9 protein-coding genes are annotated in these 12,724 nt (G+C 46.8%); 4 read left to right on the forward strand and 5 right to left on the reverse strand.

Features of this window, described 5'->3' with window-relative positions; translation table 11 throughout:
- Positions 1-1,403: 1,403 nt before the first annotated feature.
- Positions 1,404-2,243 carry a polysaccharide deacetylase family protein gene (locus LJ740_RS13585; protein ID WP_229529655.1) on the reverse strand — a complete coding sequence of 280 codons (840 nt, stop codon included), beginning with the start codon at positions 2,241-2,243 and terminating at the stop codon, positions 1,404-1,406.
- Between the two features lie 364 nt (positions 2,244-2,607).
- Between LJ740_RS13585 and LJ740_RS13590 the strand changes: the two genes are divergently transcribed.
- The 4 genes from LJ740_RS13590 (at position 2,608) to LJ740_RS13605 (ending at position 6,601) form a co-directional block, all read left to right on the forward strand.
- Positions 2,608-3,021 carry a hypothetical protein gene (locus LJ740_RS13590; RefSeq protein WP_229529656.1) on the forward strand — a complete coding sequence of 138 codons (414 nt, stop codon included), beginning with the start codon at positions 2,608-2,610 and terminating at the stop codon, positions 3,019-3,021.
- A 66-nt stretch (positions 3,022-3,087) separates the two neighbouring features.
- The gene (locus LJ740_RS13595; RefSeq protein ID WP_229529657.1) at positions 3,088-3,762 is read left to right on the forward strand and encodes a YjbF family lipoprotein; all 675 of its coding nucleotides are present in this window, start codon (positions 3,088-3,090) and stop codon (positions 3,760-3,762) included.
- A gap of 2 nt (positions 3,763-3,764) precedes the next feature.
- Positions 3,765-4,490, forward strand: coding sequence for a capsule biosynthesis GfcC D2 domain-containing protein (locus LJ740_RS13600; protein WP_229529658.1), 726 nt, complete (start codon positions 3,765-3,767; stop codon positions 4,488-4,490).
- Positions 4,487-6,601, forward strand: coding sequence for a YjbH domain-containing protein (locus LJ740_RS13605; RefSeq protein ID WP_229529659.1), 2,115 nt, complete (start codon positions 4,487-4,489; stop codon positions 6,599-6,601). Before LJ740_RS13600 ends, LJ740_RS13605 begins: the two co-directional genes overlap by 4 nt.
- Before the next feature lie 37 nt (positions 6,602-6,638).
- Here LJ740_RS13605 and LJ740_RS13610 read toward each other — a convergent pair whose 3' ends face one another.
- The 4 genes from LJ740_RS13610 to imuA are packed head-to-tail and all read right to left on the reverse strand — an operon-like array spanning position 6,639 to position 12,603.
- Positions 6,639-7,340 carry a hypothetical protein gene (locus LJ740_RS13610; protein ID WP_229529660.1) on the reverse strand — a complete coding sequence of 234 codons (702 nt, stop codon included), beginning with the start codon at positions 7,338-7,340 and terminating at the stop codon, positions 6,639-6,641.
- A gap of 48 nt (positions 7,341-7,388) precedes the next feature.
- Positions 7,389-10,472 carry an error-prone DNA polymerase gene (locus LJ740_RS13615; RefSeq protein WP_229530163.1) on the reverse strand — a complete coding sequence of 1,028 codons (3,084 nt, stop codon included), beginning with the start codon at positions 10,470-10,472 and terminating at the stop codon, positions 7,389-7,391.
- A 17-nt stretch (positions 10,473-10,489) separates the two neighbouring features.
- Positions 10,490-11,893 carry a Y-family DNA polymerase gene (locus tag LJ740_RS13620; protein ID WP_229529661.1) on the reverse strand — a complete coding sequence of 468 codons (1,404 nt, stop codon included), beginning with the start codon at positions 11,891-11,893 and terminating at the stop codon, positions 10,490-10,492.
- A 17-nt stretch (positions 11,894-11,910) separates the two neighbouring features.
- On the reverse strand, positions 11,911-12,603 hold the full coding sequence (imuA, locus tag LJ740_RS13625; RefSeq protein WP_229529662.1) for a translesion DNA synthesis-associated protein ImuA: 693 nt from the start codon (positions 12,601-12,603) through the stop codon (positions 11,911-11,913).
- Between the last annotated feature and the right edge of the window lie 121 nt (positions 12,604-12,724).

Raw genomic sequence — 12,724 nt, forward strand, 5'->3', positions numbered from 1 at the left:
GACTCCCGGCCCGTCGCAGAGCTCCGGTCGTTCAGAGGGCCGCTGCTGCGCAGCTGTAAACACCCTCTTCACCCCCATGTGAGAGTAGCACTCGGCAACTGCGTCCTGCGTTGCTCTAATCACCTGCATCCATGCAGGGAACCGCCAGGCTCCTATTTAGAAAGAAGGCTACCCGGTTGGGTGGCCTTTTTTCGTTTCTGCGGCTTCAAATTCTATCTTCTCTGGTAAACTTTTGGGGTAGCCTCCTTTCTAAATAGCAATTAGCTGCGCTAATCTACAGGGGCAACCTAACCCATCGGGTATCATTTTTAGTCTTGTCTACTGATTAGCGTACGGGGCACAAACGTCCCTGTGATGGCAACCAGCCTCGCCATCCATGGCGAGTCGCTCCGCAGGCTGCGTTCATCCAGTAGGTGAACGGTCCTGCTGCGCCCCCATGTGAGAGTAGCACTCGGCAACTGCGTCCTGCGTTGCTCTAATCTCCTGCATCCATGCAGGGAACCGCCAGGCTCATATTTAGAAAGAGGGCTATCCGTTTGGGTAGCCCTTTTTTGCATCTGGAATTCCGAAAAGTTCAGTTGCTGTATCAATACAGCCGGATAGCCCTCTCCCTAAATAGCGATTAGCTGCGCTAATCTACAGGGGAAACCCAACCCATCGGGTATCATTTTAAGTCTTGTTTGCTGATTAGTGTACGGGGCACAAACATCCCTGTGATGGCAGCCAGCGTTTTAGTAACTAGAAGTAATCTATTTTTGTTTGTGTTTAAGCTATGAAGTTTAAACCTTCCATGGTAGGGGCTTCCAGCTCGACGTCCCCTTGTCTCGCGTTCAACCCTAAAATAGCTCCAGGTATTCGCTTCGTCCGAGACGGGCTTCACCCCCATGTGACAAAATCATTGGGAATGATTTTGAACGTGCTTTAGCACGGCCCCGAAGGGGGGAGTCTCAGGGATGAGACGAATAAAGTAGGTCGAGATTGTTCCCGACAATCTCCGACACTTCCACCATCCATGGCGGGCGCTGCTTCGCAGCTAAAGAATCCAAAACAGTATCTTGATGTAATCTTAAATGGTGAATTTCTATCATCGAGGTTTAAACCAACCATGGTGAGAGCCCCCGGCCAGACGTCCACTTGTCTGGCATTCAGCCCTGACAAAGCTCCAGGTATTCGCTTCGTCCGAGACGGGCTTCACCCCCATGTGACAAAATCATCGGGAATGATTTTGAACGTGCTTCAGCAAGGCCCCGAAGGGGGGAGTCTCAGGGATGAGACGAATAAGGTAGGTCGAGATTGTTCCCGATAATCTCCGACACTTCCGCCATCAATGGCGGGCGCAATCGTCAGGTTCCTGATTAGAGAAAGGGCTATCCAATTGGGTGGCCCTTTTTTGCATTTGGTTTTTACTTAAAGCTATTGGCGACGGGTTGGGTGTCGTAATCTATGCCTAGACGACGTTGTTCCTTTTTCATATAGGTTACGATGTTGATAAAGGTATCGGTCCAGAGGGTTTGCTTATGCTCAGAAAGATATCTCAATAGCGTATTATGTGCCTGGTTACTGATACTCAGGTAATCACCACCGATCCCGTGAAACGTAAAATGTATCATAGTGCCTTTGTTCGCCGCTTGTTTAACCAAGGCTACGAGTGCTTCTCCGGTAACATCATACGGGGCGATAAAGCTGACGGCATAGGGGTTTTCTACAAGCATGTTGTCTATGGGTTGTTGTACCACTTTACTCTTAATACCCACAAACAAGGTTTTGATTTGATCCAGATAGAACTCGCCGGCCGCTTTCACATCTGCACAGGGTGCAGTGAATGTGCGACGTGTATTGTTATCGATTGCATTAAGGTAATTGCTGGCGACGCGAATTTGCTGCACATAAGATTTAGCAGGCAGCTTATCAAGATCATTGTCAGCTGAGACCCATTCACGATCGGGCTTAGAGGCTCTGCATTGATGAAATAGACTGTGATTACCTAATTCATGCCCTTGTTGTGCGGCTAGTCGCCATTGTGACAGGTGAGACACCAGAGTCGGGCTATTTAAACTGAGGTAAAAGCTGGCCTTTATGCCAAGGCGATTTAGCTCAGGTATCGCGTTATTTAACTGACTGATAAGTGCATCGTCATATCCTAAACTTACAGCTGCCTTGTATTGCTCAGGCCATTTAAACTGATCAGCGCCAAAAGCACGTGTTGATATTGCAATGCACACTAAAAAAACATATTTGAACATACTATTCCTGTAATCAATCCTGATGGTGACGCTGTCGTTTAATCTGTTCCGCATTATTCCGGGAGACATTTACCCTGAGTAACTGCGTTGCTGGAAACAGTGCTTGTTTCCCTGTGAAGCCGAACTTACAAAACGATGCGCTTTACTATAATGTCATCGACAGTTACAAGTAATTCAAATTTATAGGATTAATTCTTAGCGAAACAGGTTACAATTGCGTCGCAGTCCGAAATTTTCCAAAATTGCGCGTATCTACCTTAAGATAAAGAGAACTTTATGTTAAGGATTAAAAATTGATGTTGCAGCTACACAGTTGATCTTGTAGCATTCATACTAGTTAATTATCTTTACTTGAGAGCATACTATGAAAAAACTAATTTCTTTAATGATGATCGCTCTCTTGTCGCTGGGAGCAAACGTATCAGCGCAAGAGGAAGCCGAAGCTGGTGCAGCTACTGACTCTGTTAGTGGTTTTATTTCTGAAAACAAAGTCGTGATTGGCGCGGTTGCAGTAGGTGTTGCTGCGGCGATTATTGCCAACAATGACGATGACGGTCGCGATTGTCGTGCTGATCAGATTATCGTTGGTGGTGCATGTGTTTGTCCATCTGGCCAGGAAGAAGTAAACGGCGTATGTCAGGATATCGTAACGGGTCCTGAGTGTAATGCTGGCGACGAACTGATCGATGGTATTTGTTACGGTACTACACTGACTGAGACTTTGTCAGGTACAACAACTATTCTGGTACCGGTTACTTTCACTTACTTACCACAATAAGTAAGCAAAGGATTCAGAAAGCCGCCTCAGGGCGGCTTTTTTAATGACAATAAGAATATTCCTGCCATGAAAAAATTATCTGCCATATTTGTATTTCTGTTTCTGCTAAATGGATGTACTAACCCCTTACAATCCCATATTACCTCGCTTAAATTAGCCTATCGCCTGAATCAGGATGCTGAAATCAGTCTTGATAAAGTTCAGGAATCTAAAGTGGATCTGGCATTGATCAAAAGTGGTGACAGACCTGTTGCGATCATAGCTAAAGCGTTTGCCGAAGAAGGTAAAGATAAGTGGATCTCTGAAGACAGGGCAATGTTGGTGGTTGAATCAGGCCGAATCATCAGAACCCAGGGGTTTAAGAATGATTTACTTAGTTTGAGTGGTATTGGGCCGGACCCCTTATTGCAACCCGAAAAACTGAATGGCTCCAGCTGGCGCTCATTATCTGACTGGGAATCGGGCGAATATGGATATTTAAGCGAATCAAATTTTACGGTTGAAAGTGAAGATATCACGGTTCTTGAACACCATTTCAGCACCATAAAAGTCACCGAATCAGTGGAATTTAAAGCAAAGAGAAACTGGTTAATTGGAAATCAGCAATGGGATAACGTCTATTGGTTCGACAGACACAGTAATCGCTTGCTGAAGGCAAAACAGCGTACCGCGCCACACAGTAATGAATTTTTAATTACATTTGTAAGCACTGCGGCTGAATTACTGCAACAAGGAGAGTGATAGTGAGAGTCATATTAGCAAGTCTCTGCGTGTTAAGCCTCTTTCAGGTAAACGCTGAGGTAAGAATCGATTACCTCAGCAACCAGTTAGTTTACGACAGCAACCCCAGAATCGAAACCGTACTTAAAGGGGTGGTTAAAAATCGCGATATATTCTGGCCTGCTGCTGTTTTGTATAACCGATCTGCAGTGCAGGAACTGGGCCTAAAACAACAGTGCCTGCAGATGATTAACGATTTAAAGTCTGAGACGGGCGTTAAGACAGCAAAGTATCAGGCACTGAATTCCTTGTTAAGCCAAATAGATGGATGGAACTTAGCCCACCGGGTTCCTCTGCTAATTGATTATGATTTTGCCCGTGTCCGGGAAGAACTCAATCCGCGTGTTGATGATGGTGACTATTTATTACATCTCCCCGCCCGAAGTAATCAGGTACAGGTGTTTGGTGCTGTACCGGCAGTTCTGACCTTAAATCACATAGGTGCTGCGCCGGTGCAGTCTTATCTGGAAAAGTTTGAACGGCTGGATTATGCCGACAATGAATTTGTATATGTCATCAAACTGGATGGCACTTACGAAAGGGTTTCAACCGGCGTTCATAGTATGCAACGCGTAGAAGTCCCACCGGGCGGAAGTATTTACATTCCTTTACGGGAATTACCCTTTAGCAGTGAAAATACAATCTTAAATGAAATGGTGGCCGAGTTAGCAGGGAGTCGTTTACCGTGAGCTTTTTTTATCGCACAGTGTGCAGTCTGGCCATTACTGCGGCCTTGTTTCCGGCGCATGCAAATGAAGCTGACTCCGGTTATCACCACACCCGTTTGCCGTATTCTCAGGGCGATTTAGGTGGCGTGGGGTTATTACAAACTCCCACGGCGCGTATGCTGAATGAAGGCGATATGGTCCTTGGATATAAGGACAACGGGGAATATCGTTTTTGGACGGCGAGTTTACAATTGTTTCCCTGGATGGAAGCGACAGTCAGGTATACGGATTTCAGAAACCTTTTGTATAGCGAAGTACCAGAATTTAGTGGCGACCAAACCGCCAAAGATAAAGGCATTGACGTAAAATTCAGGTTGTTGCAGGAATCACTTTATCTGCCTCAGGTAGCTGTTGGATTTCGTGATTTTGGTGGTACCGGCTTTTTTGAAAGTGAGTATATTACTGCCAGTAAACGGCTCGGGGATTTTGATTTTCACCTGGGGCTTGGCTTTGGATATCTGGGGAATGCGGGTTCTGTAAGCAATCCTTTTTGCGACATTGCCGACAGATTTTGCGAGCGCAAAGGCTTTGGCGGGTTTGGTGATGATCAGGGCGGTCAGATAAATTTTGACGACTTTTTTAGTGGTAATACGTCTTTGATTGCCGGTTTAGAATATCAGACGCCATGGGAGCCGCTGCGAGTTAAGATTGAATACGAGGGTAATGACTACACCAGAGAAAGGGCACAGCCGTTAGAGCAGGACAGTCGCTGGAACTTCGGTGTTAATTATCGCTACAACGATTTTGATTTTGGTTTGTCATGGGAAAGAGGAAATACATTCGGTTTCAGCGTTAACTACGCGTTTAATTTCCATACCGCCAGCCAGGCCAAAGTGCAGCCTCAACCTCAGTCTTTGAAAGATCGCGATCCGGATGTCAGCGTTCAGGATGTCGGACAATTTGAGCTGATGGCTAAAGTGTCTCAATCGGGATTGATAATATCCAATACCGTGATCAATAAAGATCAATATATCGTTTACGGCTCAAGAACCCGCTACAGAGACGAACAGGATGCCATCGAAAGAATGGGGCGTGCGATGGCGGCTAAGTTGCCAGACAGCGTGAAAAGCTACCATATCGTTGAAACTGCGATGGGTATGCCTCTGGTGGAAACTGTGATAGATGCGCCTGAATTTATTAAGGTGGCAAATTACGAGACACTGGAACATGACATCAGCACCACCTGGAAACGTCAGGAACCTTCACAAGAGGTGATCGCGAAAAAGCAGGATAAACAAGTCAGTGGTTTTTTTGCTAATCTGGATACCTTTTGGATTCAGACATTCGGCTCACCGGAAGCCTTCTATCTGTATCAGGGCGGCCTGTATGGTACCGGGGGGTATGCCTTTAATTCCAACTTCAGAATTACCGGTGGCGTAAAGGCGATACTGCTGGAGAACATGGATAAGTTTAACTTCAAAGTTGATAACTACGATTCACCTGTGCCCCGGGTCAGAACGTATATTCGTGAATATGTTCGGAAAAGCCGGGTTTCAGTGGATACCCTGTTTGCTAACTGGGTGGATCAGATAGCCCCTAATACCTATGCGCAGGTTTATGCCGGTTACCTGGAAACTATGTACGGTGGTATCGGTGGCGAAATCTTCTATCAGGAAGTAGACAGCAATTTTGGCTTTGGTCTGGATCTCAACTATGTTAAGCAACGCTCGTTTGAAAATGATTATGACTTCAGAGATTACGAAGCGCTTACGGGTCATGCCAGTGTTTACTGGAAGCCATCATTTTGGAAAGACGTGCAACTGAGCTTTAACGTTGGCCAGTTTTTGGCTGAAGATAAAGGCGTTAATGTGGAATTTGCGCGTCGTTTCGACAGCGGGATTGTCGTGGGAGCGTATGCTGCACTGACGGATATCTCGGCAGAAGATTATGGTGAAGGGAGTTTCACTAAGGGATTTTATATTTCTATCCCGTTTGATTTGTTCTCCTTGCGACCATCTACAGGTCGGGGTCGCATCCCCTGGGTGCCGATTGCACGAGACGGTGGACAACCATTAAACCGGCCGGTGAAATTAAATTCGATATCCAAAATACGTAGTCCATTTGTGGACTAACTCAAATCGCACCAGGCACTCTCATCGAGTGCCTTTTTTATTCTTTGGTAAAGGTCCCCGGTCTGATGGCATTGACCACGGATTTAAACATCAGTACCCAAAAGAGTAGCGGTAACATCCACCAGGCTTTCAGTTGTTCAAGGCGGTTGCCTCGGTAATTTGATCGCAGGTATTGTTGCGATAGGAGTACTTTATCATTCAGTGTCATATGGAAAATGACCCCATTATCATGCCAGATCTTAAGGTCTGCATCTTTGGGGATGTCTCGTTGCAGCCTCATACATAACTGACCTTTGATATCCACGGCATAAAACTGATGTCCCCACGAATGCACCACGAAATCATAGTAGGGGTATTCTCTGCTGCCCATTTTCTGGCACCGGGTTGTTTCAACATTGATAAGGTACTGGGGTAGAGAGTCGATTTCCGGGATGTGAAGTTTATGGCTAATGAATCCAGCCAGTAAAAGATGTAGCAGAACAACACTACCAAGAAAGAATTTTCTGAATGTCTGTCGTTCGGCACCCTGAAAGTCCAGAATAAAGGCCTCTGAGCTTTCCTCGTCCACTTCGTCGTCTTGTGTTTCGAATTGTTCCGGCTTTTCGCCGGCATCCAGGCGTTTCTGGATTTCAGCATCTACCTTTTCAGCCCGATTTGGAAATTTGTCTCTGTCGATATTTTCTTTAACTTCGAGCAGCTCTGCCAGGCTGTAGCGGGCATAGTGAGGTTCATTGCTCATGAGTCATCCTTGATGTGATTGATATTGGTAATTTACTTGATATTGCGCTTAATGGAAATCTCTGGAACGGGTTGTTAGCTGGGATAACAGATGACTTTGGTCTTCCAGTTTTCCGGCAATGATATGGGTGACACCGCCGTCACCACGCTCCAGGATACCGGTGACTTTGAGGATCTGAGCTTTCAGATAGGCTTGTTTTTGGGCTCTGGCTGTGGCTCTCCAGACGATAACGTTAATATTGCCTGTATGGTCTTCAAGAGTGATGAAAGTGACGCCAGAGGCGGTTCCGGGCGCCTGACGACCTGTAACCATACCCACAACACTAATAATTGCTTGATGCCGTATCTGAGCAAGCCCGGTGGCGCAGACAAATTTGTCCAATTTGCCATTGGCTTGCAATAAGGCAATTGGATGTTGCTTCAGGGTCAGGCGGGTGGCCTGGTAATCTTCCAGCAGGTTTTCTATGTCGTCCGGTTGGTGCTGATAGCCTGTGGCAGGTTCGTGCAGTTCGTTAAACAGGGGTAATTCCGACTCTGTATTGAGTAACGCCCAACGGGTTTGATAGCGGTTTTTTTCTATCATGTGCATGGCATCGGCACTGGCCAGTGCCTGCAATTCGTTACTTTTAATCGTCAATTGCTTTAGCTGACTCACGTATTGATAACCGGACTGCGGGCGGTTTTTTATGAGCTTGTGAGCTGCGTCTTCGGAAAACCCCTTCACCTGGCGCAAACCCAGACGTATGGCAAACTTATCTTGTTGTTTTTCCATCAAATGATCCCAGTGAGAACGGTTAACGCATACGGGTAATACTCTAATCTGGTGTTGTCTGGCATCCTGCACCAATTGCGAAGGAGTGTAAAAACCCATAGGCCAGCTGTTCATCAGCCCTGTGTAAAAGGCTTCGGGGTAATAGTATTTCAGCCAGGAGGAAACATAGGCCAGTATGGCAAATGAAGCTGAGTGAGACTCCGGGAAACCATACTCACCAAAACCACAGATTTGTTTGAATATACGTTCAGCATAGTCATAGTTGTAACCCCGGTGCATCATGCCGCTGATGAGTTTGCTTTTAAACTTCATCAGCTCGCCATTTTTCTTCCAGGAAGCCATGGCCCGGCGCAACTGATCCGCTTCGCCTCCGGTAAAACCAGCCGCTACCATGGCCAGCTTAATTACCTGCTCCTGAAAAATAGGTACGCCACGGGTTCGGCTGAGCACGGCTTTAACTTCTTCTGATGGGTAGCTTTCTGGCTCTTTACCATCCCGGCGACGCAAGAAGGGATGCACCATGTCCCCCTGGATAGGCCCGGGTCTGACGATGGCTATCTGGATCACCAGGTCATAATAATTTTTCGGCCTCAGGCGTGGCAACATACTCATCTGGGCGCGGGATTCAATCTGAAACACACCGACGGTATCGGCTCTTTGGATCATCCGATAGACATTGGCATCGTCCTGTTTACGGGTGATATCCGTGATACTGAGCTTACGGCCATAATGCACCCAGACTAACTGAAACATCTTGCGGATAGCGGTCAACATGCCCAGCGCCAGTACATCCACTTTAAGCAGAGCCAGACTTTCCAGATCGTCTTTATCCCACTGAATAACAGTGCGCTCTGGCATCGCGGCATTTTCTACCGGCACTAACTGGTAAAGTGGCCCTGCTGAGATCACAAAGCCTCCCACGTGTTGTGATAAATGCCGGGGGAAACCTTTGAGTTCTTCCACCAGGTGCACCAGTTTTTCACTCTGGCTGGCGTTACTGGCCAGACCCAGCTCCACAATTTGGGCCTGCCAGTCCAGGCCGCGATCACGACGATTGATGTTTTTAATAAAGTAATCCAGTTGCACTTCGGCAATACCCAGGGCTTTTCCGACTTCCCGTAGTGCACTTTTAAAACGGTAGGTGGTGACTGTGGCAGCCAACGCTGTGCGTTCCCGGCCGTACTTCTGATAGATATACTGAATCACTTCTTCGCGTCGCTCGTGCTCAAAGTCCACATCAATATCAGGCGGTTCGTTGCGTTCTTTGGAGATAAAGCGCTCGAACAATACCGAGATTTGCCGTGGGTCTACTGAGGTAATTTCCAGACAATAACAAACCACGGAGTTGGCCGCTGAACCTCGCCCCTGGTAGAGGATCTGTTGTTGTTTGGCAAACTGTACTATGTCGTAGATGGTCAAAAAGAAGTATTCATAGTGCATTTCTGTAATAAGGCGGAGTTCTTTAGCAATGGTGCGTTTAATGCCGAAGTAGTTATCAGGCCTTTGGGCAAATCGGACAGCCATTCCCCGAAGCACGCATTCTCTCAGATACTGGCGTGGAGTATAGCCTTTGGGTATCAGTTCTTCGGGATACTGGTATTTCAGTTCAGACGGGCTAAAGCTACATCTTTGTGCTATGTGAGTACTTGCTACTATCCACTGCTCCGGATACAAAGATTTGATTTTATCTAACGGGCGCAAAGCGCGTTCGGCGTTACTGAGTAAGTCCCGCCCTAATTGAGCAACCGGTATACCCTCTTTGATGGCGGTAACCACCTGTTGCAATGGCAAACGCTCCGCTTCGTGCATCAGAACGCCGCCACAGGCGGTGACAGGGATCTGATACTGTTCAGCCAGTTGTTTACAGTGCTGTATATAGCTTTGTTCATTGGCGGTCAGGTGACGCTGTACCCCCAGCCACAGACGCTGCGGGTAGTGCCTGATTAACCACTTCGCCCAATGGTTATCCTGTTCTTTATCGCCTTGCGGTAACCAAATCACCAGGCAGTGCTGGCAGCTTTTCAGATCCCATTCTTCCAGTTGATATTCGCCTTTTTCTGAGCGTCTGCGGGCATTGGTAATGATACGGCAAAGTTCACTGTAAGCTTCTTTATGAGGGCAGAGCAGTACCAGTTTCAGATTTTGTTGAAAGCAGAAATAACTGCCAATGATAAGTTTAATGGCAAGCTGGTGTTTTTGTTGTTCGCTGTAGGCCCGCACAATACCTGCCACGGAGCATTCATCGGTAATGGCCAGTGCCTGATAATTTAAAAAATTGGCTCGCTGCATCAGTTCTTCCGGGTGGGACGCACCGGTCAGAAAAGAAAAATTGCTTTGACAAAATAGTTCAGCGTAATACATGGGCAATAACTCAACGCTTAAGCGAATACGCCATGCAGAAACCACCGCTGCTCAGCGGTGCGAAACACCCAGTACCACCTTCCCTGGGCAGAATGGGCGATAAAGTAGTCCCGGGTAATGGCATGATCATCCCACCAACCAGATACGATGCGCTCAGGCCCCTGTAATAGGCGGACTTTTTCATTTAGTTTTTGGGGCTCAGATAACAGGAAAAAAGGCCGGTTTGCCTGTAGTTTTGGTAATGGCGACAAGGCTTTTCCTGCGTTTTGGTAACGGTTAACTTGCTCCGGGCGAAAATCATTATGCAGTGAGATTTGTTGTACCAACTCTTGTCCCAGCTTAGCCTGCAACATAGCAATCAGCTGTGTCTGGGAGAGTGCGGTTTTTTTTCCGGAGAACAGATCATCTGCTCTCGGGGTTTTTAGGTGGGTGTTACCCGTTTCCAGTGATAAGGCGTATACCGGAGACTGCAATTGTACACTTTCCAGCTTCAGCTGCATCAGGGTTTGCCAAACTTTAGCCCGATATTCTCCCTCAGCACTGTTTACTGTGACGGTTAAGCTGGCTTGTTCCCGCTGGTGCAGATTTAGTAAAAGTTCTTCGGTGACCTGATCCCGAATCAATAAAAAATCTTCTAATGCCTGAAGTAGTAACTGAATTGGCGGCAGCAGTATCTGGGTGTTATCTATTTCATACAACAATTCCAGGCGACGGTTAAAGCGCTTTTCAGGATGATAAAAGCTGATGCTATGATGCAGCTCCCCCAGCAGTCGGCCCATATAAGTGACTAACTGAATATCAAAGCGCCTGGCAATCTCACTCAGTGGCATGGCGGCTAAATCCCCTATCAGCCGGATGCCAACCCGTTTCAGGTTGTCCACCACCCTGGTAGGCAATTCACTGGCATCCAGGGGTTGAGCCAATACCTGTTGGTGCATTTGTTGGCGATCTTCACACACCTGATCCCATTGGCTTTGCGCTAATATTTTGGCGGCAAACGGGGTAGCACCCGTGGCGTAATGGTAGCGGATGTTATTTTTATCGAGTGTGCCTGAAATGGCTTGCCAGTAGTTGTCCAGGCCATCGTAAAAGCGCAACATATTGTGAATACGCAATAAAATGCCATCGGGTGGAAATAAACAAATATCCGAAGTAAGTTGGTACAAACTATCGCATAACTGTTTTATTTTATTGCTTTCAAGGTCAGAGTTATAAGGCTCTACATGTAAATCATGGCACAGGGCACAGGCGGTACCTAAGCCCATTCCCGGTTTAATGCCGGCTTTGCTGGCGAGCTCATTCAGTTGCCGGGTGCTATTGTCTTTAGCCTCCAGAATAATCACGGGTCTATGCTGTTCTGCTAAAAACTGACAGTCCATCTGCAGACGGGGAAAATGCAGATATAACCACAACTTTTTCATAACGACTCGTAACCGAATTAACTGGCGCGTTGCTTTGGAAACGGAATAATATTGTTATCGTTATTATGTTGTTCCGGTAATTGCAGAGCTGGCCAGAGTGCCTGCATATTTAGCTGGATATCCTGGTGTCGCCAACTGCCAATGCGCTTATTTACCTTGATGCGCAAACCTTGTGCTTGTGGTTGCAAAGACATAGACAAGGTAACAGGCAGGGACAACCCCTGAGTTTGTTGCTGGCGAAAAATAACCTGTACGGCATGACTTTGTTTTGCCGCCAGTTGTAATCGTTTTACCTGGTGTATTTCCAGATTCTGCAACCAGCTTAGTACGGTATGGCAGCAGTCGCTTTTCAGGCATTGCTCGGCTGCCCATAAAGCCTGTTGTTGGTCTCCCGGGCGGATCACTAATACCTGATTTAAATCAATGCCCAGTTCCGCCAACATTTCACCATTGATCTGTAAAGGCGGTGCAATGATCACCAGCAGGCGTTGTTGCCGGGCCTGGCGCTGCAAAATATAAGGCAAAAACAGGCGCAGTTCACCAATACCAATATCGGAGTGAATATCAATAACCCCCTGGGTCGGCAATCCGCCTTCCAGCCCCGCATCCAGTTCCGGGTAGCCAGACAGGCTGCCGCTGTCGGGCTCATTAATAGCTTTTCCCTGCCATATCAAATGCTTATTTTTAAGATAGCTAAGGATGTTGTTCACCGAAAATACCTGAAGACCTGAAATTTATACTGTATATAAATACAGTATATTTGTTGTCTGAAAACTTGCAAGTTTTGTTTTGGTGTTTGAGTAAAGATTGCTGTATCGGGTAAATAAAATT

Source organism: Planctobacterium marinum, assembly GCF_020687805.1.
In the GTDB taxonomy this organism is placed as follows: domain Bacteria; phylum Pseudomonadota; class Gammaproteobacteria; order Enterobacterales; family Alteromonadaceae; genus Planctobacterium; species Planctobacterium marinum.